Here is a 26,335-nt window from a genome sequence, read left to right on the forward strand (position 1 = left end):
AGCCGGCCTCCTACTTTCATCCCACCGCCATGAACAGTCCATTCAAAAACATCGGCATTGTCACCCGCCCGAACACCCCGAAATCCAAGCCACCGTGCATACCTTGGTGGAATTTCTATGCCAATCCGGCTTTTCGATTTATCTAGACGAAGAAACCATCGTCGAACACAGCATCCTTGCCGACGATATTCCGCTCTGCACCACCTGCTGCAAAGCCGATTTAGGCAAATATTGCGACTTGGTGATTGTATTGGGCGGCGACGGTACATTCCTTTCCGCCGCCCGTGAAGTGGCTGGGCGCGGTATTCCGATGATTGGCGTCAACCAAGGCCATCTCGGCTTTCTGACCCAAATCCCGCGCGAGCAAATGGTCGAAGATTTGCGGCCGGTTTTGGAAGGCAAGTATCTGCCGGAAGAGCGCATTTTGTTGGAAGTGGATTTAATCCGCGACGGTGAAATTCTTCACCGCTCGCTGGCGTTAAACGATGCCGTGCTGTCACGCGGCGGGGCAGGGCAAATGATTGAATTTGAAGTATTTATCAATCAAGAATTCGTGTACACCCAGCGTTCAGACGGCCTGATTGTTTCCACCCCGACCGGTTCGACCGCTTATGCCTTGGCTGCCGGCGGTCCGATTTTACAGGCCAGTTTGCGCGCCTTTACCTTGGTACCGATTTGCCCGCAATCCATGACCAACCGCCCGATTGCCGTGGCCGACACCAGTGAAATCGAAATTTTGGTAACCAAAAGCGGCGATGCCCGCGTACATTTCGACGGGCAATCATTCCACGACATCCAAAACCTTGACCGCCTGATTATCCGCCGCTACCACAATCCGCTGCGTGTGCTGCACACCACCGATTACCAATATTTCAAAACCCTGCGCCAGAAATTGCACTGGGGCGAACAACTGGTTTAATTGACGAAAGGCCGTCTGAAAAGCAGAAATGTTTTTCAGACGGCCTTTTATTTAGACATAAATCATACCATGTGTACTGCGATATACAGCAAAAAACGGTCATCGGTATGATCAAGATTCAAGCGCGTCAATTCAGCGATTTTGTGTAAACGGTATTCCAAGGTATTCCGGTGAATAAACAATGCGTTAGCCGTTTCCGCCGAATGCATGTTGTGATTAAACCAAGCCAGCAATGTTTTGGTCAGCAGGCCGTTTTTATCTGCCTGCTTGAGTTTATTCAGCGTCCGCTCCAATTCGCGCCGCTGCCAGCCGTCTTTCAGCTGGTTGAGCAATACCGGCAAAATCAGCTCCTGATAATTGTAAATGCGCTGCTTGGGAAACCGATTTTTTCCCACCTGCAAAGTCGTATTGGCCGTCTGGTAAGACAAGGCGATACTGTTGGTCTCTTCCTCACAATCGGGGAAATAGTTACCCAAGGCGATGCGCACGTTTAATGACGTTTGTTCACTCATGCGCGACACCAGTAACTTCACCCGCTCCATGTGATTGTGTACATCCCAGCGGCCAAGCGAATCTAGGGCAGGTTTGAGAATCACGATTTGCGTTAGCGACAAAATCGCCACTAAATTATCGCGTTCGGGTAATGCAGCAGGTTTTGCAGATTATGTAATTCGTTGCTGATGGCTTCGATATCCAGATGGCCGGTATCGACTTCAATGATACACACCACGCGCGGTGTCGCTAAATCTACACCCAAGCGTTTCGCCCATTCGTTCATTGACGGACTGATTTTCTCCGTTGAAACCAGGTTAAGAATCAGCTCTTCTTTCAAACGCGCATCCTGCGCCAGCATTTCAAACAACTGTGCCTGCTCCAGCATCATTTCGGCAGTCATACACACCAAACGACCGAATTCGCGTAAATTATCCGGCTCACCGGTTAAACCGATTACGCCGACCGTTTCGCCATCTAAGCGCAAGGGTAAATTAATGCCCGGGCGAACACCATGCAGGTTTTTGGTAATCTGCTCGTCAATATCGACGGTACGCTCTTGCGAGAGTGCCAACAGCGCACCGTCGTGGGTTTCACCTATGCGTTCTTCATCGCCGCTGGCAATGATTCTGCCTTTGGCATCCATAATATTGATGTTGCAGCCGATGATGTCCATCGTGCGTTCGACAATTTGCTGGGCCAGATTTTTATCCAATGAATAAACCGACATAGGCCTCCCTTTCTTTAAGTATCCGACAGGTTGATTTTCAGGATTGCAGCAATATTGCACGCAGAAAGAACTAAATTTTCAGGCGCTTCAGCAGCTGCTTCAGGGAAAGAGCAGCATTTATTAAGAATGCTGAACACCGCATCAATACCGTAATCATGCACCACTTCGACGTCTTTGCCCAAGCTGCCGGCAATCACAATCACCGGAATATTTTGTTTCTTCGCCAATTGCGCCACGCCTACCGGTACTTTGCCGTTAATGCTTTGATGGTCGATACGGCCTTCACCGGTAATCACCAAAGATGCGCCGCGCATTTTTTCTTCCAAATCCAGCAAACGGGTAATAATGCCGATACCGCTTTGCAAACTGCCTTTCAGCACACCGGCAAACGCCGCGCCCAAACCACCTGCCGCACCGGCACCCGGCAATTCTTTAACTTCAACCTTCAAATCGCGCTGGATAATATCGGCATAATGATTCAATGCGGCATCCAGTTCTTCCACTATTTCCGGCGTGGCACCTTTTTGCGGGCCAAAAACATGAGAGGCGCCTTTTTCACCAACCAAAGGGTTAGTCACATCACAGGCCACATCAAAGCGGCATTCTTTCAGACGGCCATCAAGGTTGGACACGTCAATCTTGTCTAAATCAGCCAATGCTGCACCACCATAAGCCAACTCTTTACCGTCTTTATCGGTTAACGAGACGCCCAATGCCTGTAACATACCTGCTCCGCCATCATTGGTCGCGCTGCCACCCAAACCGATGATAAAATGGCGCACGCCCTGATCCAGCGCTTCCAAAATCAATTGGCCGACGCCGTATGTCGTGGTGATTAAAGGATTGCGTTTTTCAGACGGCACCTGTTCTAAACCGCTGGCTGACGCGATTTCGATAAAAGCAATTTTGCCATCGCCGGACAAGCCCCAAAACGCGCTTTGTTTTTCACCCAATGCGCCGACCACTTCACAGGTGATTTTCTTGCCGTCGGTCGCTTCAATCATGGTATCGACTGTGCCTTCGCCGCCGTCGGCAACCGGTACTTTTACATACTTGGCTTCAGGGAAAACCGATTGAAAACCTTGTTCGATTAGGTTGGCCACCTGCATGGCAGACAAACTTTCTTTATAAGAATCCGGTGCAATCACAATTTTCATTTGCTCTGCTCTCTCTGTTGGTTCCGGCTCAGGCCGTCTGAAAGACAGTGGGAAACGCAAACGAAATACCGCAGTGGCGAAATGATTCCGTCGCTTCGCTTTCCCCACGATTGAAAAAAGGGGGCTAATCTCTTCCCCTTTTTATCGTGCCGAGATTAATTTGAACGTTTAACTTCGGTATTGGTCAATTTTTCATAATAGCGCGCTAATGCACTGTGGTCTGACTGGCCGTGACCGTCTTGTTTCAACACTTGCATCATTTCCATCACCGCTGCGGTCAGCGGCAGGCTGGCACCCACGCCGTGTGACGTATCCAGGGCATTGGCCAAGTCTTTGATGTGCAAATCAATACGGAAACCCGGTTTGAAGTTGCGGTCGAGTACCATTGGGGCTTTGGCATCCAATACGGTGCTGCCGGCCAAACCGCCGCGAATCGCTTGGTAAACCAATTCCGGATCCACACCGGCTTTGGTCGCCAATACCAAGGCTTCGGACATGGCGGCGATGTTCAAGGCCACAATCACCTGGTTGGCCAATTTGGTTACGTTACCTGCGCCAATATCGCCGGTGTATACCACCGAGCCTGCCATGGCTTTCATGACGTCGTAGTATTTGTCGAATACATCTTTGCAGCCGCCCACCATTACCGACAACGTGCCGTCGATGGCTTTAGGTTCGCCGCCGCTCACCGGCGCATCCAACATTTGCACGCCTTTTTCTGCCAAAGCTTCGGCAATTTCACGGCTGGCCAGAGGCGCAACCGAGCTCATGTCAATCACGGCCAAGCCTTCGCGGGCGGCTTCAATCACGCCGTTTTCACCCAATACCACCGTTTTCACGTGTGGCGAGTTTGGCAACATGGTCACCACCACACCCACTTGCTCTGCCACTTCTTTCGGGTTGCTGCGCTTTTCGCTCCGGCAGCCACTACTTCAGCTACGGCTTCTTGATTAAAATCCAATACCACCAGTTCGTAACCTGCTTTCAACAGATTTTTGCTCATGGGTTTGCCCATAATACCTAAGCCGATAAAACCGATTTTCATAATCTTCCTTTCTGTTCGCATTTACTCATTGGTTTTCAGACGGCCTAATGAATGCCGTCTGAAACAAGACATTCATGATTGAATGCCGTCTGAAACTTATTTTAAAAACTTGTCTGCCAAGGCTTGGCTCGCACCGCGGAATACGCCCAAATCGCTGCCGACACCGACAAAAGTTGCACCCCATTCGAGATAACGGCGGGCATCTTCTTCAACCGGTGCCAAGATACCGCAGGCTTTGCCATGACGTTTGGCTGCCGCAAAAATATCCTGAATCACTTTTTGCACTTCCGGATGGTTAGGCTGGCCGAGATAACCCAAAGCCGCCGACAAATCACCCGGGCCGACAAAGATACAGTCAATGCCTTCCACCGCAGCAATCGCGTCGACATTTTCCACACCCAAGCGGCTTTCCACTTGCACCAGCACGCCGATGTTGTCGTTGATTTTATTGAAGTAATCCGGGATGGTGCCGTAGCCGTTGTTACGGTGGCCGACCGATACACCGCGGATACCCACCGGCGGATAACGGGTAGAAGCCACCGCCTGAACGGCGTCTTCTTCTGTTTCAACATAAGGCACGAGAATATTATAAAAGCCGATATCCAGCAGGCGCTTAATCACCACAGGGTCGTTTTGCGGCGGACGCACCACCGGCATGCTGTTGCCGTCTTTTAAAGCCATCAATTGCGGGATAAACGACAACACATCATTCGGCGCATGTTCGCCATCCAATAAAATCCAATCGAATCCGGCCAAACCCAATACTTCAGTAGTAATCGGGCTGCCCAAGGCGCTCCAGCAACCGATTAATTTTTCATGGTTCAGCAAACGCTGACGCAACGGGTTAGGAAAATATTTCTCATTCATGCTACGGCTCCTTATTTTGAAATTTGAAACAGTCTAAAATTTTCCGTCTGTTTTATCATCGTGCAAATGCCTAAAAAACAGCGGCTGATTTGGCAAAATTATGTGCATTGGCAGGTCGGGTTTTGTTGATTATGCTGAATAAGGCTTCTTTCAATCTTTCCCGCCAACTTATATACCAATACATGATCAACCAATCCGACCGCTATTTCCTTCAGAAGGCCTGTTTCCTAAAAATAGCATTTGGTCACAATACCTTCTTTTTATTCTATTAATATTACTTTGACTGGCAACATTAAGCGTAATTTAATCTCAACATACCCTATTTCGTCTGCAATAAAAGTTTCAGGCGGCCGATATCCAAGATAAGTATTCAAATCATCTCAACACCTATAGAAAACCTGATTAACCCTTATCTTTTATTCATACCGTTCGTTAATATTTTGTAAAGAAAGTACTTTGCTTTTTGTCAAGTTTTGTACATTTGCACAAAAATTACCGACTACATCAAACTAGATTGATGAATTCGGCCAGTTCCCCGCCTAATGCATTTGCCTATAATAGCCATAAACAAATTGAATGACACAGTATTTCTTTCAGACGGCTTAATCACTGAAAGGCCGTCTGAAACCCCTGATTTCAAACCCATTCGTTTAAGGAGTTGTACCATGTCTACCCCAGTAATTACCGAAATGACCGTGATTCCCGTAGCCGGCCACGACAGCATGCTGTTGAACCTGAGCGGTGCACACGCACCTTATTTCACCCGTAATATCGTGATTTTGAAAGACAACAGCGGCAACACCGGTGTCGGCGAAGTGCCGGGCGGAGAAAAAATCCGCCAAACTTTGGAAGACGCCAAACCTTTGGTCATCGGTAAAACCTTAGGCGAATACAAAAATGTGATGAATGCCGTGCGCAATAACTTTGCCGACCGCGATGCCGGCGGCCGCGGTTTGCAAACGTTTGACTTGCGCACCACCATCCACGTAGTCACCGCCATTGAAGCGGCCATGTTGGACTTATTAGGCAAATTCCTGAATGTTACCGTGGCTTCTTTGCTGGGTGACGGCCAACAACGTGATGCCGTAGAAATGCTCGGCTATTTGTTCTTCATCGGTGACCGCAAGAAAACCGACCTGCCATACCAAAACCAAGGAAACGACCCTTGCGATTGGTACCGTGTGCGTCACGAAATGGCGATGACCCCTGATTCTGTGGTTCGCTTGGCTGAAGCGGCTTACGAAAAATACGGCTTCAACGATTTCAAATTGAAAGGCGGCGTGTTGGATGGTTTTGAAGAAGCCGAATCGATTAAAGCTTTGGCCAAACGTTTCCCTGAAGCACGCATAACCCTTGACCGAACGGCGCTTGGTCTTTGGAACAAGCCATCCGAATCGGTAAAGAATTGAAAGGCGTATTGGCTTATGCGGAAGATCCTTGCGGTGCCGAACAAGGCTACTCAGGCCGCGAAGTCATGGCTGAATTCCGCCGCGCAACCGGTTTGCCGACCGCCACCAACATGATTGCCACCGACTGGCGTCAAATGGGTCACACCATTTCGCTGCAATCCGTAGATATTCCGTTGGCTGACCCGCATTTCTGGACCATGCAAGGCTCCGTTCGCGTTGCACAAATGTGTCACGAATGGGGCTTGACTTGGGGTTCGCACTCTAACAACCACTTTGATGTTTCTTTGGCGATGTTTACCCACGTTGCTGCGGCGGCACCGGGCGACATCACCGCCATCGATACCCACTGGATTTGGCAGGAAGGCAACCAACGCTTAACCAAAGAGCCACTGCAAATCAAAGGCGGCTTGGTTGAAGTACCGAAAAAACCGGGCTTGGGCGTGGAATTGGATATGGATCAAGTGGCCAAAGCGCATGAGTTGTACAAAAATATGAGCTTGGGTGCGCGCAACGACGCGATGGCCATGCAATACCTGATTCCGGGCTGGGAGTTCGACAACAAAAAACCTTGCTTGGTGCGCTAAAACAACAATACCTGTTTGACGGGTCGGTAATGCAGGCCGTCTGAAAAGCGGTCTGCCGCTTTAGCAAGCTTATCCGACCAATTAATAAGCAACTAACTGCATTTGCTACTTTTATACATAAAGGAAAAACTATGGAAGCCACCGTAAGCAGCGGCCAAATGTTAATCGGCTTGGCCGTGGGGATTATCCTGCTATTGATCTTAGCAATGAAAACCCGTATCCACGTATTTGTCGCCCTGATTATCTCGTCTTTGGTAACCGGCCTGATCGGCGGCCTGCCTTTCGCCGACGTCATCAGTTCGATTACCAAAGGTTTCGGCAGCACTTTGGGCAGTACCGGTATCATCATTGGCTTGGGCGTGATGATGGGTGCGATCTTGGAACGTTCTGGCGCCGCAGAACAAATGGCTTTTTCTATCATCAAACTGATTGGTAAGGCGAAAGAGGAATGGGCACTGGCACTTACCGGCTATGTAGTGGCCATTCCCGTCTTTGCCGATTCCGGCCTGGTAATTCTGACTCCGCTGGCCAAATCCCTGTCACGCATGACCGGTAAAAGTGTCATCGGCTTGGGTTTAGCAATGGCTACCGGTTTGCAGCTGGCACACGTTTTCATCCCGCCGACTCCTGGTCCGCTTGCTGTGGCCGGCATCTTGGAAATCGATATGGGTATGATGATTGTCTGGGGTTTGGTCATGACTTTACCAGTATTGATTATGTCTACACTCTATTCCAAATGGCTGGGTAAAAGAATCTACCAAATCCCTACAGAAGACGGTACCGATTTTATCCGTACCGACTTCAAACAAGAGTACATCAAATCCATTGAAAACATGGAACAAATCTACAAAGATAAAAACCTACCTGGTGCCGGTTTGTCTTTTGCTCCAATTCTGATTCCGCTGCTCCTGATTTTGGGCAATACCACGGTTGATTTCATGAAGATGGAAGGCACATTTGCCTCATTCTTAAAAATGATCGGCCATCCGGTGATTGCACTGATTGTCGGCCTCCTGATTGCACTCTACGGCTTAGGCCGAGGTTTGACCGCCAAAGAATCCGCCGACGCTATCGAAGACGGCGTAAAATCAACCGGCATGATTCTGTTTATTACCGGTGCAGGTGGTGCGCTGGGTTATGTAGTACGCGATGCCGGCATCGGCAACGCCTTAGGAGAAGCCGTATTGAACATCGGTATCCCGGGTATCCTCATTCCGTTTGTGATTGCAGCGCTGATGCGTATCTCTTTAGGTAGCGCGACCGTGGCACTGATTACCGCCGCCACCCTTACCGCTCCTTTGGTACCGCAATTGGGCTTGAATCCAGTATTAGTTGCAATGTCCACCTGTGCAGGTGCGGTATCCTTCAGCTACTTTAACGACAGCGGCTTCTGGGTGTTCAATGGCCTCTACGGACTCAAAGATGTAAAAGACCAATTCATGGCCAAAACGATGGTTTCCTTTATCGGTGCCTTCTCCGCACTGGCATTGGTTCTGATTGTTGACATCTTTATCTAATCCTGACTTTACACAAAGGCCGTCTGAAAATATGTTTTCAAACGGCCTTTTTCCAACAAAATAAAATCAATAAATTCAAAACCATGAACAAAACCACAATATCTATCAAATAAAAATACAAAAAAACTTATTCAAACTATATAAAATCTTAGTTATAATTCAAAAAACCTAAACCAAATCATATTTAACACCGCCCAGTGAGGAAAACTTATGTTGATGGCACTTTCATTGCGCGACTTCGTCATTGTCGAACAGCTCAATCTCGATTTCCAAAACGGCTTTACCGTCTTAACCGGCGAAACCGGTGCCGGCAAATCCATCACACTCGACGCGCTCGGCCTGCTTTTAGGCGACAAAGCCGATTACAGCCAAGTGCGCAACGGTGCCAAAGAAGCGCAACTTTCCGCCTTATTTGATATCGGCAGCCTGCCGCAACTGCAAGCCCAGTTACGCGAACAAGGCTTGCTGGAAGACGACGCGGAAGAGCTCAACATCCGCCGCATCATCGATGCCAAAGGCAAAAGCCGCAGCTACATCAACAACCAAGCGGCCACCTTGGCGCAGCTCAAAACCATCGGCGAGCAATTAATCGATATTCACGGCCAAAATGCCCATCATTCCTTAAATCAAGAATCCGCCCAACGCCAGCTTTTGGACGCCTTTGCCGGTGCGTCAGAGCAAGCGGAAAACGTGCGCCAGCAATACCAAAGCTGGGTTGCCGCCAAAAAATCGCTGCAAGAAGCGCACGAGCAATCCGAAAATATCGCCATCGAGCGCGAACGTTTGGAATGGCAATTTAACGAGTTAACCCAGCTCAAGCTGCAAGCCGGCGAATGGGAAACCTCAGCCATAACCACGACAGCTTGGCGCATGCCGCCGAATTGTTGCAAACAGCCGAACAAATCGGCGAAAAAATCGATGGCGACAACGGCATTCAGCGCCAAATCTACCAATGCCAAAAACTGCTCGGCAACCTGCAAAACATCGAACCGCGCTTTGCCGAGAGCCTGAATATGCTCGCCAGCATCGAAGCCGAATTGGGCGAAATCAGTGCCAATATGCGCGATGTCGCCGGCCACACCGACATTGATCCCGATGAATTGGCCGAACAAGAACGCCGTATGGCCGAACTCATGAGCATGGCGCGCAAATACCGCATCGGGCCGGAAGCCCTGCCGGATAAATTAGCAGAAATCTCCGATCAATTGGAAAGCTTACATGCAGCCGCCGATTTGAAAGCCTTGGAAGCGGCCGTGGCGCAACAATTTGCCGGATACCAAGAAGCTGCGCACACACTTTCGGCCATGCGCCACCAAGCTGCCGGCCGATTGAGCGGAGAAACTACCGAACACATGCAGCACTTGGCCATGAAAGGCGCGCGGTTCGACATCGTTTTACTGCCATCATCACCAACCGCACACGGCCTGGAGCAAGTTCAATTCCAAGTCGCCGCCAACAAAGGCAGTGTATCGCGTCCGTTAAACAAAGTTGCCTCCGGTGGCGAATTGGCGCGCATCAGCTTGGCCATTCAAGTCGTATCCAGCCAATACACCCATGTACCGACCCTGATTTTTGACGAAGTTGATACCGGCATCGGCGGCGGCGTGGCCGAAATGGTCGGCAAAGCCTTACGCGCCTTAGGCAAACAACACCAAGTCTTGGCCGTGACCCATTTACCGCAAGTTGCCTCATGCGGCGAACACCATTGGCAAGTGCGCAAACACAGCGAAGGTGAGCAAACCGTCAGCGAAATCCGCGTGTTGGACAAACAAGAACGCGTGGAAGAAGTTGCCCGTATGCTGGGCGGTGAAATCATCACCGATACCACCCGTCATCACGCTGCTGAATTGTTAACACTAGCCGCTGCTTGATCGCTTTTAAATTTGGCAACCAAAAAGCAGACCGTCTGAACATCTATCGGCGTTCAGACGGCCTATTTAATCTTCGCCATGCCCCTACTTTATTTACGGCCTCGTTTTCTCAAAGCTTCGCAAGCAGGCGTACCGTTGTGTTTTCTTTGCAGGCTCTGCTTTTGAAACTCACATAGTTTACGTAATTCTTCATTGGTATAGTTGGCATAATCATTTGCCCAAACCGGCGCCGACAATAATCCAAAGGCCAAAAATGCAAACATCACTTTATTCATTTCTATTCCCTTTTCATGGTTAAACCTCTTATATAATAACAAACATTACTCTTACTTAAAATATAAAAATAAATCCTGCTTTGAAAATTTTCAGACGGTCTCAATAAGTGTATGATGGTACTATCTCATCTTAAGGAATCCCCATGAACGTTCTGTTTATCGCCGACCCGATGTCTGCTTTCAAAACCTACAAAGACACTACTTACGTCATGATGCGCGAAATGGCCAAACGCGGCTGGCAGCTTGCTCATACTTTAAGCGGCGAATTGTCGGTGCAGCAAGGTTTGGTGGTGGCACAAGCGGCACCGTTTGAATTTTTGGGCGCGAAAGACGATCACGATCATTCATGGTTTCAAAACGGCGATAAAATTCAGACGGCCTTAAAAGATTTCGATGCCGTGATTATGCGCACCGACCCGCCGTTTGACATGCAATACCTTTATGCCACCCAATTTCTGACCTTGGCCGCTGAGCAAGGCGCAAAGGTTTTCAACAGCGGTCAAGCCATGCGCGATTTCAATGAAAAACTGGCGATTTTGAATTTCAGCCGGTTTACCGCGCCGACTTTGGTCACTACCCGCTCGGCAGACGTGCGCGCCTTTTTGAAAGAACACGGCGACATCATCGTCAAACCGCTCGACGGCATGGGCGGCATGGGCATTTTCCGCTTAACCTGGCAAGACCCCAATATCGGCAGCATTTTGGAAACCTTAATGCAGCTGGATTCACGCACCATTATGGCGCAACGCTACATTCCTGAAATCGCCGATGGCGACAAACGCATTCTGATTATCGGCGGAGAAGTTGTGCCTTACGCTTTGGCACGTATTCCGCAAAACGGCGAAACACGCGGCAACTTGGCTGCCGGTGGCCGTGGTGTGGCGCAAGAATTGAGCGAGAAAGATCGTGAAATCGCCGAAACGCTTGCACCCGAACTCAAACGCCGCGGCATTCTGCTGGCCGGTTTGGATGTGATCGGCAGCAACCTGACCGAAGTCAACGTCACCAGCCCGACCGGTTTCCAAGAAATCATGAAGCAAAAAGGCTTTGATGTGGCAGCAATGTTTGCCGACGCGGTTGAATATTGGTCGAAAGCTTAACCAACCATCAAGGCCGCCTGAAATTATTTCCCCTTTTCAGACGGCCTATTTATCTTGCTGACAACAAATCCATATCACCATGAAAAACGACTCTTACGCCGCCGCCAAAAAAGGCAAAACCGGCCTGCAACGCATTATCAATGCGTTCGGCTATTCCAAAGACGGCCTGAAAGCCGCTTACCGCTTTGAAAGCGCGTTCCGCCAATTGGTGTTGCTCAACGCCATTTTGATTATCACCGCCTTTTTGCTGAACTTCGGCCCCGCCACGCGTATTTTGCTGATTATGGCTTCGTTTATTTCTTTGATTACCGAATTGTTCAACACCGCTATCGAAGCCGCGGTTGACCATACCTCCACCGAAAAACACGAACTGGCCAAGCGCGCCAAAGATGCCGGTTCGGCCGCTCAGCTTCTGGCTTTAACCCTGCTGGCGCTGGCCTGGCTGATGTCACTGTGGCGCGAATACGGGTTTAACCTGTTTTAACCTGCGTTTTAACCCATATCAAAGTATTCAGCCAGCCTTTTCTTGTAACATTATTCTATTACCATCATTCACCAAGGAATATGATATGAAAAAACTTTTAGCAACCTTAATCATCGCCGGTTTGGCAACCTCCGCTTCAGCCGCAGGCATTCAGGTTAAAGATGCATGGGCTCGTGCCACCGTAGAAGGCATGCACATAAGTGGTGCATTCATGACCATCCACAATGACAATGCCAAGCAAGATTTCCTAATTGGTGGCAGCAGTGAAGTGGCGGATCGTGTTGAAGTGCATACCCACATCAACGACAACGGTGTGATGCGTATGCGCGAAGTCAAAGGCGGTGTGCCATTGCCAAGCAAAGCCAACACAGAATTGAAACCAGGCAGCTACCATATTATGTTTATGGGTTTGAAACGCGCGCTGAAAGACGGTGAAACCATTCCGGTAACGCTGAAATTCAAAAACGAGAAAGCGCAGACCATTAATGTGCCGGTAAAAACCGCCCCTATGCCTGCCGCAGATAAACACAACCACGGCGAAGGCGCACACAAACACTAATTTGCAATGTGTTGATGATTGAAAACAGGCCGTCTGAAAATCATGGTTTTCAGGCGGCCTGTTTTTAATTAACACTACTAAATATGCTATAATTCCGCTTTAAATTTTCCGTTTCTACCCTATATCTACCTGCATGAATACTCAACACACCCCGCAAAACATCACCGTCGGCCTGTCCGGCGGCGTCGATTCGTCCGTGACTGCTGCTTTGTTGAAAAAACAAGGTCATCAAGTCAACGGCGTATTTATGCAAAACTGGGAAGACGACGACAACGACGAATATTGCAGCATCAAGCAAGATTCATTCGATGCCATTGCCGTGGCCGATATTATCGGCATCGACATTGATATTGTGAATTTTGCCGAACAATACAAAGACAATGTATTTGCCTATTTCTTAAAAGAATACAGTGCCGGCCGCACACCTAATCCCGATGTATTGTGCAATGCCGAAATCAAATTCAAATGTTTTTTGGATTACGCCATCGGGCAAGGTGCGGACACCATTGCCACCGGCCACTACGCGCGCAAGGAAGTGCGCAACGGCGTGCATTACCTGCTCAAAGGCCTTGACCAGAACAAAGATCAAAGCTATTTCCTTTACCGCTTAAAGCCACATCAACTCAAGCGTGCCATTTTCCCGTTGGGCGATTTGGAAAAGCCCGAAGTACGTCGCTTGGCTACCGAATTTGAGCTGCCGATCGCTGCGAAAAAAGACAGCACCGGCATCTGCTTTATCGGTGAGCGCCCTTTTCGCGAATTTCTGCAAAAATACCTACCGGCCAACAACGGCAAAATGGTTACTCCTGAAGGCAAAGTAGTCGGCGAACATGTCGGCTTGATGTTTTACACCTTAGGCCAACGCAAAGGCTTGGGTATCGGTGGCGCGGGGGAGCCGTGGTTTGTTGCCGCCAAGGATCTGAGCAAAAACGAATTAATCGTGGTGCAAGGCCACGAACATCCGCTGCTTTACACCAACAGCCTGATCATGAACGATCTAAGCTTTACCCTGCCCGAGCGTCCGCAACCGGGCCGCTACAGTTGCAAAACCCGCTACCGTATGGCCGATGCCGCCTGCCAATTACGTTATCTCGATGATGACACCATCGAATTGGTGTTTGATGAACCGCAATGGGCGGTGACTCCCGGCCAATCTGCCGTGCTTTACGACGGCGATGTTTGCTTGGGCGGCGGGATTATTATGTCAACGGATAAACCGGTTATCATCAAAGGTAGTGTCTCACTTTAAAATTTTATTTTTTGTGATTCGCTTTTCTTCTTGTAAGGACCACGCTTTTTTGCAACAGGCTCAGGAACTAATCGCACAATCTCTTCAATGCTCCATACATGGTCACTAATGCCAGCAGCCATTGCTGGGGTAATACGCAAAGATTTATGTATTCGTCCAAAGTTGTAATACATAAAGTGCAAGCTGACTGCATTCATGTGATTTTCAACTTTTTTACTAAATCCATTGGTCAAACGAGTAAATCGTCTCATGTGCATACGCATGGTTAAATTTTGGCGTTCTACAAAGCTGGTACTAATGTGTTCATCTACTGGACTACCTGAAATAATTTGTTTGTATGCACCTTTAAATCCTGATGGAGAATAGCGGCGTTTATCATCAGTTGGTTGGCTGCCATATAATTTTACTAACATCGCATAATCAATTTCACCACCAAAGGCATCTTCAACTGCTTGTAGATATGGGTGGTGACCGTCAGTTGTAAGTTGAACACGATTGGCTAAACGACTGGCTACATCTTGCATGAATAGTTTAGCACAACCTGCATTACGCGCACCTACCAGCCAACTCAATATCAATTTACTTTCTGTTCTAATGCAGTCCAAGTATAGACATCACCATAACCAAAAATACCTTTCAACTCTTCAGGTACATTGCGCTGTTTAGCATAAACAAAACTCCAAATTTCATCACATTGAACTAATTTACTGGTAAGATTGCGTAAATTAAGGTCTTGATATTCAAAACAAGCCCTACCTGTATCAACCAATAATTTGGTAACAGTATTGATTGAGCAACCAACAATTCTCTCTATTGAACGCATAGAACAGCCTTCAAGAAGAAGCTGGATTACTTGTACTTTTTTATCAATAGGTAGAATATTCATAGCTAAAATTCTCTTAAAATTCAGTTTGAATTTTAGCATGGAATAAATCACTTTTTTAATTTTAATCGTATATTTTTGCAAAGGAATTATTATGAATCATAAAGACATAAAAACAGCCAGCCAATTATACAGGGATTAACTCAAAAGACATTTTCGCAAGCAAAATTTGAATTTGATAATAAATATTTAGGGGCTGTATTAGATTATCAGTTTTGACACACCAAAGAGTAGCTAAAAATTCTATGAATTTAGCGTGATATTTAGGGCTAATCTAATACAGCCCTTTCAATATTCCTAAAACCCATACCCCACCCGAAACCCCGTTACCCATCTTTTCGTTTCAAAGCCCTCGGGCTTTTTCAAAGCGCGGCTGGCGAACAAATCATAATACAGTTGCCCACCCGCTTTCATTTGTCCGCGCACACCAAGCGTTGCGCCAGCCAGAGTTTGTCCCAATAACCATTGCGCGGATTGTCCTGAAACGCGTCCCACATCTGCACCTAAATATAACTGATGTCCTTGTTTGAAGTTCCAACTCAAATCATTGCGCCAATACCAACCGCGTTCGGCTGCTAGGCTCAATTCGCCATCAAAGCCGCGTACGGTGTAGCGACCGCCAATGGCAAATTTGTCTTGGGCTGTGAGCGGTGTTTTATTCCATTGTGCTTGGATGGTTGTGTCGTAAGCAAATGGTTGTTTACCAATTTGGAAAGGAATATTCACATCGGCACTTGTTGTCCAAATTTTCATGCGCGATGTGCCTTCGCCAAAGGCTTCTTCGGGCGCTGGCAGAGCATCGCTCATGCCTGTGCCGCATTTGTAGGCGATTTTAAAATTGGCGGTGCTGCTGCCGATGTATTCTTTATGGCTTAACTCAGCCAACCAGCCTGCGGTTTTGCGGCGTTGTACCGTGATTTCTGCGTCATCAATATAGCTTTGTGTTTCACGAGTCCACAATTTTGCACCCAAATGTGTTTTGCGTTTGGCATCGCGGTAGATTAAGCGGTTGAAACCAAAATCTGTATTGTAACTTTTGCCGTTGTAGTCGTAGGCTTCGGCCAAACCTGCCACAGCCTGATGATAACGGTAGCCGCTGTGATTAAATGCCCATGTCCATTTGCCAAAGGGAACGGAATAGTGGACGGCATAATTGCGGCTGTTGCCTTTTTTCAGGCTGCCTGAACGGCCTGTTTCATCGGGTACATTGCCGATTGAATGTCCATAGTTCACATAAAACAAATCACTCAATCCCAGTGGATTATCCGCTGAAAAAGTAACATTGCCTTGATATTGCCTTGATATTTGCCTGTTGCTTTCGTGCCTGAATCATCAATGCCCACATTTAAACGTTAAGGCAACAATCGTTGCTGCCACTTTACCAACACCGTGCTTTGATTGGGTACGCCGTCCACTGGCACAATTTGAATATCCGCGCCCGCTGTTGGAATACGCTTTAAATTCTCCAAACCCTGTTCCAAATCGCGTAAATTCAAGATGCCGTCTGAACGGGTGGGGAATTCGTTTTGAAATGCCGCAATTCTATCCGCATGAGTTTCATCCTTTTGCGACACATCAATCTCAATGTTTTTCAAATACCCAGCCAACACCGTTAATACCAACTTACCGCTGTTTAAATCCTGCGGTGCAGCCAAAATGCGTGTGGTGGTGAAACCGCGTCCGATAACTGCATTCTGCGCTACGGTCATGATGCGGTTAATATCGCCCGCATTCAAACATTTGCCTGCCTGAAAACCTGTTTCATGCAATGCGCGTTTTAAAGCAAACTGGAATTTTTGATGGTGTTCGCCTTCTAAAACCACTTCATTAATCGCAAAACACGGTTGGCTGTCGTCATTGCCAACAGGCTGATTGACTGTTTCATTAACCTGCCCACTATCCAAACGCACATCTGTTTCAGGCTGCATCGTTTGACGCAACTGTTCTTCGCGTTGGCGTTGCAAAATATCTTGTTGCAAACGGATTTCAGCAGGGTTAGGCGCGGCGAACAAAGTAGCAGGAGCGATGATACCTGCCGATAAGCAGCACAAAGACAAGAGGCGAATATTAGGCAAATAAATGAAGTTTCATGGTGTGGTCGCAAAGTTAATAAAATCATCAATAAGTATTGATTGAATACATGGTTACATTTAAGACACGGTTGCATTAAGCTCCAAAGGTTAAAACCCTCAAACCCTTATCCGCTCCCTTATGATACAGAGCGCGTACTGTTGTATTGGGAAATAACTGGCGTACAGCCGAGCGCATTTGATGGCTGTGTCCCAATGGTGCAAACCATTGGATAATCCAAATATTATCGCCGCAGTTCCAATCACTGTTGTCGCGTAAATAGCGGTCGGATTGCAAATAATGCGCCTGCGCCACTTCATCAAAATATGCCCAAGAGATATAGCCAATTGGTTGCGTACCCTTGCAAAACAGAGCAAATTGACCGTTTTTTAACACAGGTAATACATACGCCATCATCTCAGCAATAGTCACTTGGCGATGGCTGGCAGATTGATGCCATAGCCAAGTCATTGCACCAAGTGCTTCGCTTTCGTTCCATGTCTCATTGGGGAAGAGCTTTGGGGAGATGATGTTTAGGGGTGGGGTAGGCATAGTTCAAGGGGGGAGTTTGGAGGGTTAAAACAAAATAAAATAGTGTAAAGGGTATTTTTCAGGCAGCCTTGCATGTTTTATCCAAATCTCTGATTTGGCTATAAGTGAGTGTCTAAATCTATGATTTAGCCACACGAACTTATGCAAAGCTAGAACAGCATGCCGTAGGCAGTAAATAAAGTTAAGCATCGCTAAAACCGCGTGTGCATGAATGCACACCCTGCCATTTCACGGTTGGTATGTTGCACAGGCTACGCTGGCTAATTATCAGTACATTGATTGAAAACATGTTCAACTGCCTTTGGGGACAAAGGATTGCCGCATTTACTGCAATAATCGATATTAAATGGAGATACCCCTTTTGAATAAGTAACATTATCGTCATCTAAACTAATAGCTGTGCCATTCAGTTTTTGAAATTCATGACAATACGGACATATTCCAGCAATTATTATAAAAAAAACAGTACCTATCCCACCAAAAAAGAAATACATAAAAAACATTACTCCTAATATGGTGTTATCTAAAAAACTATGACCAGTTATTATTTTTTGAATAAGTGCCAAACCTGAAATTATGCCAAAAATCACAAAAAACAATTTAGGATAACGCATTTTTCTTTGGAATTTACTAGCAACCAACATAGCGTTTTCTTTATCTTTTAATTTTATAGTCATATTTCTGAGTCCTGCCATTCCAAATATCCCATTTAAGCATCAATCCACTACCTATTTGTGTTTTTGTCGAAACCTTTCCTTCCGCTCCTCTGTATATAGAAGAACTATTATTGGATTTATATTCCCTTCCTCCATATATACTTGCATTCCCATGAAATATTAATGCTTTACCTTCCAGTTCTAATTTTGTACCTAGTGTTGCATTATTATCAGAAGGATTGGAACCGAATTTAGGATTCCATATGGTATATTCTGTTGTTGCATCAAAACTCTTATTATCATCAATTTCTAATTTTCTTGTTTGTTTTGATATACCACCAGAAGCTATCACGCCGATGCCTAAACCAATTCCACCCTCTGCTTGTGCAGAAGAACCTCTATTACCTAATGTTATAGTGACCTTACCATTGACTTGAGGACCGACTCCTATTGCTCCAGCCAATTCGCTTTTTAATTCCAATCCAGTAGGATAGTTGTAATCTCGCTTTCCTTGATATGTAGATGTATCAATTTGATTTCTGAAATTATTACATTCTGCTGTCTTAATACCTTTATCACAAGCTGCATACAGTTCTCGTAGGTTTTGTAAGCCTATCTGCTCCCATTTTTCTTCAACTTTTAATTCACACAAGAAATCCCCTTTGCAGGAACGTAATTCAGCTTTTTTAATTTCCCGTTGCCCTTTTCGTAAGTGATTATTCTCCACCGCCCCTGCGCATTCAGGCTGCCCTGTACCGCATTGGCTGTGCTATTCCCAACAGCCCCACCCGCAGCAGTCCCCAGCAAGTTCGTAATCGCCGTTACAGCCTCTTTCTCTTCTGCCGTTAAATCGCTTCCTTTGTCTTTTCCATATAGCCATTTACCAATCACAGGCGCAGCCGCTTCCGCACCACCTGCGCTTATCGCTCCTGCCAGTGCATTATGCTCTCCTGCCGCAGCAGTTGCCGCGCCTAATACTGCATGGGCGAGTATATGGGCGGTTTGTTGTCCTGTGGTGGGTTCGGCATTTTCTGTTTTGCCACTGCGTTGGTTTTCTTGGGCTAATCCTTTGAAGTGTTGTCCGATTTGATATGACAATGCTGGCGATGCAGTCGCTGCGGCAATCCCTGCTGTACTCTGAGTGGGCGCACTTAATCCTGCGCTTATCATATTGAGCAATACGCCACCACGTTGCCAATTTGCCGCTGATTTTTCTGCATTAGCCGCTTCTTGCAGTTTAATGACATAGGTTGCCATATCATTATTGGCTAACGCTTCTTCAGCAGCTTTTATGGCAGCTTTTTCTTTTACTTTTTGCTCATCATATTTTTTGTTGATGTGCGTCCCTGCTTGCTGGCTGGTTTGACTGAATTGCTGGCTAACCGTTCTCTGCAAATCCAACTCACTTTGCACCGCATCTTTGTCAAAGGTATTTTTCAGGCTGCCTGAAAGATTTGGGTTCTCTTGTAGGGCTTCAGTATTTAGCTTGGTGTGAATTTCGGCTTTGCTTTGCTCGGCTGTTTTGCCAGTCAGCTGGATTTGCTTTTGTTTATCGGTAATGATGATGTTGCGCGTATTGATGCCGCTTTTTGTTACGCTGCTTTGACTGTTGCTGTCGCTGCCGTAACCGATAGACGAACCTGTGCCGTTTTTATCGGCTACGGTTTTTAAGCGGCTTTCTTGCGGATTATTTTGCGCTCCCTGTCCTAATGTATCGCCACTCACAGCAATACTCGCACCAACACCGAAGCTCTCGCCATCGTAGCTGCTGCGGTTTTGAATGTCGCTGAAGCTGAGTGTACCTGTGGCAAATCGGTTTTTACCGTTGTCTTCTGCGCTTTGGCTGGAAGTTATCAATGCGCCTTTAAGGTCGGTGTTGTCTTTTATTTGGATTTGATAGCCGTCATCACCAGCAAAGATACCGCTTTGTTGGGTAACGCTTTGGTGTTCGGCATTGATGTGGCTTTGGCTGTAATCGCCACCAGCACTGAAGCCATAGCCTATGGTTACTTGTGCGCTGCCGTTTTGTTGTTTGCTTTGGTAGCCCTCGCTGTCTTGTACGCTTTGGATATGCAGGTTTTTGGCATCAACTTGTACGCCTTTACCTATGACTTGTGCGCCTTTGAGCATGGTGTCGCCGTTGCTTTGGATAATGGTTTGGCTATTTGAATCGCCAACATGGGTATGTCGGTGGGGAATGCTGTCGCCATTGCCGTAGCCTTTGCCAACATTGCCGCCTGCGGTAAAGCCTAATGACCAGCCACCTTGCCCGAATGAAACAGCAGCACCTGCATTCCAACCTGCTGATTTGTTTTGGCTACGTTCGGTATTGGTTTGTTCGGCTGATTGCAGATTGATTTGGTTATCAGCAATTAGGGTAGTTCCTGCTTTGCCTACAACGCCTGCGCCTATGATGTTGATATTAGATTGTTCGCCTGCACCTGTGGCGATTAATGTGGTTTGTCCGCCTGATTGGATTTGGCTCGCGCGGGCTTCGTTTGCTTGAATTTGGGTGGTTTGTTGGTTTTTCTGTTCGCCGTAGGTAATGGAAATGCTGATTTGCTTGGCATTGGTTGTTCCATTGACTAAATCTTGCGCGCTCTTGCCTGTTTGATAGGCTTGCCAACCTGCATTGGCGGCTGCCATGGCATTGACGCGATCGTTTTTGCTTTGTCCGACTTGTTTACCACTTTGTGCGATGGCAATAGCTTGTTGCGCCAAATCGGTAACAGGCGAGCTGAATGCCACCGTTAAACCTTTTTGTTCGTAGGTTTGGGTAGTTTTGTTGTCAAACTGGTTTTGCGCAGCTTTAATATTGATGTTTTTTGCGGCAATTAGGAGATTGCCCTCAGGGCTGGAAACGGTACTGCCGATTTGGGTGTATTGTTTGCCTGCAATAATGGTGGTATCGCCTTTGATACTGCCTACGGTGCTGCCTGTATGTTCTGTGCTTTGGGATTGGTTTTCCAGCGTATCTTTTTTGCTGCCAATCGTGAAGCCAATACCTGCGCTCATCAATCCTGATTTTTTGGTTTGATGATAGGTTTTACTTTGGTTTTGAGTTTGGATTGTGCCAATGTGAACATTATTGCCTGCTTGAATCAGGGTGCCGCTGTCGGAAATGACATTGCTGCCACTGATGGTGGCATCGTGTCCAGCCTGCAATAAAACTTGTTTGCCGTCAAAAGTGCTGCTTTGAGCGGTTTCGTTATGACTTTGGGCTTTATCGGTAATGACTAATTTATTACCGCCGCCGCTTCTGCCTGTGTGTTTGGACGCATCATCAGCTTGAGTAGTATTGATGCCCGCGCTGATATTAATGTCATTTTTAGCGGATACGGCAAGCGTGCCGTTTGCGCTGCTGACTTCGGCAGCTTTGGCATTAAGGTTGTTGTCTGCCAACAGAGTAACATCGCCTTGTGTTTGAATACTGCTGCCGACTTCATTAGTTGAAGCGCGAATAATGTGGTTGTCGGCATCAAAATGGGTTTCTTGATGTTTGCCGGTTTGTACGGCATCTAAATTGATGTCGCGTCCTGCTTGCAGCTGGGTTTGCCCTTGCGTTGATTGATTGCTGATTTGACTGGCAATGAAGTTGATGTCCTTGCCTGCTTGTGCTGCTAAAACACCTTTTTCCTTACCTGTGATGTAAATACCTGCTACTCGGTCTAGGTAAGTGCTACTGCCTTGCGCATTTTGGCTGCCGGCGGTTGTGCTTTGGCTGTTGATGTTGTTGCCTGCTTTTAGCAATAATGCCTGTTCAGCGGAGAGACCGCCACCAATATTGTTGATGTCTTGCGTAGCAGAAACAGCTGCTTTTTGAGCATGAACACGTCCACCGATATTGTCTAAAGTATCGGTGTTAATAATAAGCGCATTGCGCCCTGCAATGGTACCTAAGTTTTTCAGGCTGCCTGAAACGTCTATTTGTACATTATTACCTGACAATAATGCGCCTTTGCCGTCTATGTCGCCATTTTGAACGCGTACATAAACTTGCGGCACCAATACGGTTTGCGTACCGCCATCAGGGAGTTTGACTTCTTTTTGCACTAACCAAACGATGTCGCTGGTCAGCTGCGCTACCTGTTCGGCACTCAATGCAATGCCGACACTGAGATTCATGGCTTTGGCTGCCGTAATACCATTATCCATCAACGCTTTGAATTGCTCTTCATCGTTTTGGTAACCATCTAAACGGCGGTGTCCTGTGAGTGCAGTAATTTGTTCGTTGATGAGACGTTGCTCGTAGTAACCATCACCCAGACGTTTGTGTAATCGAGCAGAGTCTGTTTTGAGCGCAGACAGCATATACTCACTGCTTATCCATTGGCGGTAGTTGGTAAAGCGTGGGTCGGTTTCTACCAAATAACCATTGTGATTTGGATGGATGGTAAATAGGCTACTGGTGGGTAGTAAGGCAGAGCTGCCTGTACCATTCAGTATGTTTACTTGATTGGTTAGCGTGCGAATGTTGTCCCAACCACCCAACTGCAAACCTGCGTTTTGTTCGGGCCCAGTATGGCTGGTTGCTTTACGGTTGGACTCGTAAGCAAATGAACCCAGTGAGAGATTGTTGGATTTCGGTAGGTAGTGTGTATGAGGATACGTCATAACCTGTTTCATCACGCCCTTTATGTCTCTCACGCCAATAGCGGTGTAATTTACCATTTTCACTGGAAACGATTTTTTGCCCAAAGGTTTGCTTATTGTGCAAACCGTTTTGTTCGGTAGGCGCAATTAGGCTGCCGCCAGCGATGATTTGGCTGTCGGTATTGAAGACTTTTTCGGCATCAATGGTTAAATTGCCACCTGCAATGATTTTGGCTGGCGCAGTTTGAGTAACTTGGGTTTCTTGAGTAATTTGGTCGTAATCGTATTTGTGCCATTGCTCATGGGTTGCGCCGTCTGGTGTACGCAGATGGATGGATTCATCATCGTAGGTAAACCAACCCTGTGTTTGTTGCATGCCTTCGCGTAAACGTTCGTTGCGTCCTTGTGCTTCGTAATCCACAATACGCTCGCGCCCTGTCTCTACTACTTGCGTTTGCAAATGCTCATTGGTATTACGCAACGTTTCAACACCTAAACGCATTTTGCCTGCGGCTTCGATAGTGGCACTGGCGTTGTGCAGACTTTGAGCTCTACCTACGGCTTGACCTTTGGCATCTAATGCACCACCAATCGCCATATCATTGCCACTGTAAATCAGACTGTTTTCACGGTTGTTTAATTGATTAATTCCTAAGTTCAAGTTTTCTCGTGCAGCAATGGTGGCACCAGTGCCATTTTCATCTTGATTGTCTAAACGAGTGGCAGCAATGGCTACGTTATCGCCATAAATCCGACCTGTACCGATGTTACGCACCTGTTCGGCTTGAATTTTGGTTTGCTGTCCATCGATTAAGCCGCGATTATCCAAACTTTGCTGCGCGGCAATATCTGTTGTACCACTTGATTGAATACTGCCTTGCGCTTCATTATTGATGCTGTTCGCTTGAATTTGAATGTATTTACCTGCTTGCAAAGTATGTGCATTTTGCAGGCTGCCTTGTGTACTGAATAAAAGCTCATTACCTGCTACGATGTTGCGCTCTACATGGAAATCATCTTGCAGTGCAATATCGAGCTTATCGTCAGCGGCAAGCGTGCCTTTATTGGATAAAGATTTGGCTTGAATAGAAACATCATGACCTGATTGAATCGTGCCATCTGTATTATCAATCTCAAGGGTATGCCGCTTATCATCATGAATGGCGAGTTGTTGGTTGGTTGCTATTTCGCCATTTTGATTGTTTAGGCTGCCTGAAACGGTAAATTGTGCATTTCCAGCAGACAAGAGTTTGCCCTGTTGGTTATCTACCTTTTGGCTATGAACAGTCAGTTGTTGTGTGGTCGTGATATTGCCGTTTCGATTCAGCAGTTGCTGACTTTGAACATTGGCTGTATCTACAACAATTTGCCCTTGCGCATTATTTAAGATTTGACCTTTTGCTGTCAGTTGTCCAATAGCAATGCTGCCTGAATTGCGTAAGCTGTTTTGACTGGCAATACGGCTACTGCCTTCGCCCAAAATATTACCCGCGTTATTTAAATGACCTGTATTGAGCGTTAAATGCTTGGCTTGAATTTCTGCTTGTCGGGCATTATTCAGGCTGCCTGAAACGGTTAAATCAGCTTTGCCTGCCGACAACAATTTGCCATTAGTATTATTCAGCCGAGTGGTTTCAATCGTTAGCTGTTTACGTGTTGTGATGTTGCCGTTTTGATTATTGAAACTATCTGTTTGAATATGGGCCTTATCACTGATTAACGCCCCGTTTTGATTGTTAAACGCTGCGCCTGTTACGTCCAGTTGATGAACATCTATTTGCCCAGCATTATTTAACCCTTGCTGTGCCACCACGGTGGTTTGCCCATTGGCAATGATGCTGCCTGAATTGGTTAAAGTATTACTTGTTTGAATCAAACCATCAGCAAAGGTCGGGGCTGCGGTTGATGTAACTGTACTAACGGCTGCACTACCTGCACCTGCTGCAGTGGTCGGTGCGGTAGGGGAGGAATTTGAAGATGTGTTCGGAGTGTGATTTCCTGTATTGCTGTTTGAACCATTTGATGACGCAGGTATCGTATCCGGCAAACCAATGCGGCCACGATTATCCATTTTGCCCTGTGCTGCAATATAGAGTTTTTGCAAACCTGTTTGGGCGAGTTTACCTTGATTGTTGAGCGTATCGGTATGGATAGCCAAACGGGCGGCTTCAATCGTACCTGATGCCTCATTTTTCAGGCTGCCTGAATTGCGAATAGACAATTCGCCAGAAGACAATAATGTGCCGCTATTTTGAATAGATTGGGTTTGAAGTTGCGTGCTTTGTTGTGATGCAATTGTACCGCTATTTTCAACAGTTTGACTGCGGATATTGACTTTGTGTTCCGCCAAATTGTTGGCATCTTGCGCATTCGTAGCAGCAATTGTGCCGCTATTGCTCAACTGCCCTTTGGCATCAATGGCAACATTGCCAGCAGAAGCAAACAGTTGCCCTTGATTACCAATACCAGCTTGTTGTGCTGTGCTGATTAAGGTGATTTTGCCAGCATACATACCGCCTAATGCACCTGTGTCTATGGCATACAGTGGTGTGCTTGAAATGGTAGCAGTAGATGGGTTGTTGGTTGATGATTGGCTGCCTGAAATATTGTTTACTGCATACACCGTCCCATCTGCGGACACATTATTTTGTCCCACCAATATGCGTACATCTTTGCCCCAAATCGGCGCATCTATTTTGACTGCTTGGCTCAATAATTGGGTGTAATCGGTTTGACTGGCATCCAAACCTTGCCCAGTTATCCCAATACTGCCTTGTTGCACAGCAAAACCTGTTAAAGCCCCTGCTTGGTATTGTGGCATACCTGTGGTCAAAGTGGCGCGAGAGGCATTAATAAATCCTGCGCCATTCACTTGAATGCCCGCAGGATTGGCAATTACCACTTCTGCTCGCCGCCCACCCACTTCAATATAACCATTTAATAAAGATGGATTGGCAGAATTGACTTGATTGACAATTATGCGTGCTTGACCACCTGCCAACCAAGGATTGCCTTGAATCCAGCCACCTAATTGCGTTTGGGTATGACCACGACTGTTATTTAAAATTGCCCCTTTGTTATTGACATCAAACTGCTGGTACTGATTGATAGAAACCCCCGCCGAAGTAGGGGGTTGAATGTTGATTTGCGGTGTACCGTTGCCTGTTTGCAAAATGGTGGGTTGTTGGGTTTTAGGGGCGGTTTTATCGGCAACGATACCCTCTGCAAAAGTTAAAGGCGCGACCAAAATACTGGCTGCGCCTAAAATTAATGATACAGAAAAGGATAATACGGAGAATGCTGAATGAACCGAACCCATAGCC

General features: G+C 46.9%; 17 protein-coding genes and 5 pseudogenes. 9 read left to right on the forward strand and 13 right to left on the reverse strand.

Features of this window, described 5'->3' with window-relative positions:
- The first annotated feature begins 29 nt into the window (after nucleotides 1-29).
- Nucleotides 30-919, forward strand: a pseudogene (locus CGZ65_RS07420) (NAD(+) kinase).
- A 62-nt stretch (nucleotides 920-981) separates the two neighbouring features.
- Here the strand turns inward: CGZ65_RS07420 and CGZ65_RS14620 are convergent.
- From CGZ65_RS14620 to garL, 5 genes and pseudogenes are all read right to left on the reverse strand, one after another.
- Nucleotides 982-1,515 carry a helix-turn-helix domain-containing protein gene (locus CGZ65_RS14620; RefSeq protein WP_269768582.1) on the reverse strand — a complete coding sequence of 178 codons (534 nt, stop codon included), beginning with the start codon at nucleotides 1,513-1,515 and terminating at the stop codon, nucleotides 982-984.
- Nucleotides 1,516-1,541: 26 nt separating this feature from the next.
- Complete coding sequence (locus CGZ65_RS14625) at nucleotides 1,542-2,141, reverse strand: sugar diacid recognition domain-containing protein (RefSeq protein ID WP_269768583.1); 600 nt, start codon at nucleotides 2,139-2,141, stop codon at nucleotides 1,542-1,544.
- A gap of 14 nt (nucleotides 2,142-2,155) precedes the next feature.
- On the reverse strand, nucleotides 2,156-3,298 hold the full coding sequence (locus tag CGZ65_RS07430; RefSeq protein WP_096295392.1) for a glycerate kinase: 1,143 nt from the start codon (nucleotides 3,296-3,298) through the stop codon (nucleotides 2,156-2,158).
- A gap of 155 nt (nucleotides 3,299-3,453) precedes the next feature.
- Nucleotides 3,454-4,328 (reverse strand): annotated as a pseudogene (gene garR, locus CGZ65_RS07435) (2-hydroxy-3-oxopropionate reductase); the annotation flags it as partial.
- Nucleotides 4,329-4,439: 111 nt separating this feature from the next.
- Nucleotides 4,440-5,210, reverse strand: coding sequence for a 2-dehydro-3-deoxyglucarate aldolase (garL, locus tag CGZ65_RS07440; RefSeq protein WP_096295393.1), 771 nt, complete (start codon nucleotides 5,208-5,210; stop codon nucleotides 4,440-4,442).
- Between the two features lie 665 nt (nucleotides 5,211-5,875).
- Here garL and CGZ65_RS14630 point away from each other — a divergent pair.
- The 4 genes and pseudogenes from CGZ65_RS14630 (at nucleotide 5,876) to recN (ending at nucleotide 10,591) form a co-directional block, all read left to right on the forward strand.
- On the forward strand, nucleotides 5,876-6,619 hold the full coding sequence (locus tag CGZ65_RS14630) for an enolase-like domain-containing protein (protein ID WP_269768584.1): 744 nt from the start codon (nucleotides 5,876-5,878) through the stop codon (nucleotides 6,617-6,619).
- Nucleotides 6,586-7,203 (forward strand): enolase C-terminal domain-like protein, encoded by a 618-nt coding sequence (locus CGZ65_RS14635; protein ID WP_269768585.1) that lies wholly within the window; start codon nucleotides 6,586-6,588, stop codon nucleotides 7,201-7,203. The genes CGZ65_RS14630 and CGZ65_RS14635 overlap by 34 nt, the downstream gene beginning before the upstream one ends.
- 131 nt (nucleotides 7,204-7,334) lie before the next feature.
- Nucleotides 7,335-8,720, forward strand: coding sequence for a GntP family permease (locus CGZ65_RS07450; RefSeq protein ID WP_096295394.1), 1,386 nt, complete (start codon nucleotides 7,335-7,337; stop codon nucleotides 8,718-8,720).
- 210 nt (nucleotides 8,721-8,930) lie between these two features.
- Nucleotides 8,931-10,591, forward strand: a pseudogene (gene recN, locus CGZ65_RS07455) (DNA repair protein RecN).
- 89 nt (nucleotides 10,592-10,680) lie between these two features.
- On the opposite strand, the gene CGZ65_RS07460 reads toward recN, so the two are convergent.
- On the reverse strand, nucleotides 10,681-10,866 hold the full coding sequence (locus CGZ65_RS07460) for a hypothetical protein (protein ID WP_096295395.1): 186 nt from the start codon (nucleotides 10,864-10,866) through the stop codon (nucleotides 10,681-10,683).
- 143 nt (nucleotides 10,867-11,009) lie between these two features.
- Here CGZ65_RS07460 and gshB point away from each other — a divergent pair, with 143 nt between their 5' ends.
- The 4 genes from gshB (at nucleotide 11,010) to mnmA (ending at nucleotide 14,258) form a co-directional block, all read left to right on the forward strand.
- A complete protein-coding gene (gene gshB, locus CGZ65_RS07465; protein WP_096295396.1) occupies nucleotides 11,010-11,966 on the forward strand; it encodes a glutathione synthase in 957 nt (318 codons plus the stop codon).
- Between the two features lie 79 nt (nucleotides 11,967-12,045).
- Complete coding sequence (locus CGZ65_RS07470) at nucleotides 12,046-12,450, forward strand: diacylglycerol kinase (protein ID WP_096295397.1); 405 nt, start codon at nucleotides 12,046-12,048, stop codon at nucleotides 12,448-12,450.
- An 85-nt stretch (nucleotides 12,451-12,535) separates the two neighbouring features.
- Nucleotides 12,536-13,009 (forward strand): copper chaperone PCu(A)C, encoded by a 474-nt coding sequence (locus tag CGZ65_RS07475; RefSeq protein ID WP_096295398.1) that lies wholly within the window; start codon nucleotides 12,536-12,538, stop codon nucleotides 13,007-13,009.
- Between the two features lie 133 nt (nucleotides 13,010-13,142).
- Nucleotides 13,143-14,258, forward strand: a complete 1,116-nt coding sequence (mnmA, locus tag CGZ65_RS07480; RefSeq protein ID WP_096295399.1) for a tRNA 2-thiouridine(34) synthase MnmA — start codon at nucleotides 13,143-13,145, stop codon at nucleotides 14,256-14,258.
- Here the strand turns inward: mnmA and CGZ65_RS07485 are convergent.
- From CGZ65_RS07485 to CGZ65_RS14110, 7 genes and pseudogenes are all read right to left on the reverse strand, one after another.
- Nucleotides 14,255-15,144, reverse strand: a pseudogene (locus CGZ65_RS07485) (IS1 family transposase). The gene mnmA and the pseudogene CGZ65_RS07485 overlap by 4 nt on opposite strands.
- 294 nt (nucleotides 15,145-15,438) lie before the next feature.
- Complete coding sequence (locus tag CGZ65_RS07490; protein WP_332457905.1) at nucleotides 15,439-16,392, reverse strand: ShlB/FhaC/HecB family hemolysin secretion/activation protein; 954 nt, start codon at nucleotides 16,390-16,392, stop codon at nucleotides 15,439-15,441.
- 101 nt (nucleotides 16,393-16,493) lie between these two features.
- Complete coding sequence (locus CGZ65_RS07495) at nucleotides 16,494-17,216, reverse strand: POTRA domain-containing protein (protein WP_232507391.1); 723 nt, start codon at nucleotides 17,214-17,216, stop codon at nucleotides 16,494-16,496.
- A 91-nt stretch (nucleotides 17,217-17,307) separates the two neighbouring features.
- Complete coding sequence (locus CGZ65_RS07500; RefSeq protein WP_096295316.1) at nucleotides 17,308-17,763, reverse strand: protein-lysine palmitoyltransferase; 456 nt, start codon at nucleotides 17,761-17,763, stop codon at nucleotides 17,308-17,310.
- A gap of 260 nt (nucleotides 17,764-18,023) precedes the next feature.
- A complete protein-coding gene (locus CGZ65_RS07505) occupies nucleotides 18,024-18,440 on the reverse strand; it encodes a hypothetical protein (RefSeq protein WP_096295400.1) in 417 nt (138 codons plus the stop codon).
- Nucleotides 18,418-19,071: a hypothetical protein gene (locus tag CGZ65_RS07510; protein ID WP_096295315.1), complete on the reverse strand. Its 654-nt coding sequence runs from the start codon at nucleotides 19,069-19,071 to the stop codon at nucleotides 18,418-18,420. Before CGZ65_RS07510 ends, CGZ65_RS07505 begins: the two co-directional genes overlap by 23 nt.
- An 80-nt stretch (nucleotides 19,072-19,151) precedes the next feature.
- Nucleotides 19,152-26,331 (reverse strand): annotated as a pseudogene (locus tag CGZ65_RS14110) (two-partner secretion domain-containing protein); the annotation flags it as partial.
- Nucleotides 26,332-26,335 lie beyond the last annotated feature (4 nt).

It is taken from the genome of Neisseria weixii (assembly GCF_002327085.1).
GTDB lineage: Bacteria > Pseudomonadota > Gammaproteobacteria > Burkholderiales > Neisseriaceae > Neisseria > Neisseria weixii.

What these genes read in the sequence shown, in the direction of transcription:
- CGZ65_RS14625 (WP_269768583.1), bottom strand. Translation starts at nt 2,141, where the DNA reads ATGTCGGTTTATTCATTGGATAAAAATCTGGCCCAGCAAATTGTCGAA.
- CGZ65_RS07430 (WP_096295392.1), bottom strand. Translation starts at nt 3,298, where the DNA reads ATGAAAATTGTGATTGCACCGGATTCTTATAAAGAAAGTTTGTCTGCC.
- garL (WP_096295393.1), bottom strand. Translation starts at nt 5,210, where the DNA reads ATGAATGAGAAATATTTTCCTAACCCGTTGCGTCAGCGTTTGCTGAAC.
- CGZ65_RS14630 (WP_269768584.1), top strand. Translation starts at nt 5,876, where the DNA reads ATGTCTACCCCAGTAATTACCGAAATGACCGTGATTCCCGTAGCCGGC.
- CGZ65_RS07450 (WP_096295394.1), top strand. Translation starts at nt 7,335, where the DNA reads ATGGAAGCCACCGTAAGCAGCGGCCAAATGTTAATCGGCTTGGCCGTG.
- CGZ65_RS07460 (WP_096295395.1), bottom strand. Translation starts at nt 10,866, where the DNA reads ATGAATAAAGTGATGTTTGCATTTTTGGCCTTTGGATTATTGTCGGCG.
- gshB (WP_096295396.1), top strand. Translation starts at nt 11,010, where the DNA reads ATGAACGTTCTGTTTATCGCCGACCCGATGTCTGCTTTCAAAACCTAC.
- CGZ65_RS07470 (WP_096295397.1), top strand. Translation starts at nt 12,046, where the DNA reads ATGAAAAACGACTCTTACGCCGCCGCCAAAAAAGGCAAAACCGGCCTG.
- CGZ65_RS07475 (WP_096295398.1), top strand. Translation starts at nt 12,536, where the DNA reads ATGAAAAAACTTTTAGCAACCTTAATCATCGCCGGTTTGGCAACCTCC.
- mnmA (WP_096295399.1), top strand. Translation starts at nt 13,143, where the DNA reads ATGAATACTCAACACACCCCGCAAAACATCACCGTCGGCCTGTCCGGC.
- CGZ65_RS07500 (WP_096295316.1), bottom strand. Translation starts at nt 17,763, where the DNA reads ATGCCTACCCCACCCCTAAACATCATCTCCCCAAAGCTCTTCCCCAAT.
- CGZ65_RS07505 (WP_096295400.1), bottom strand. Translation starts at nt 18,440, where the DNA reads ATGACTATAAAATTAAAAGATAAAGAAAACGCTATGTTGGTTGCTAGT.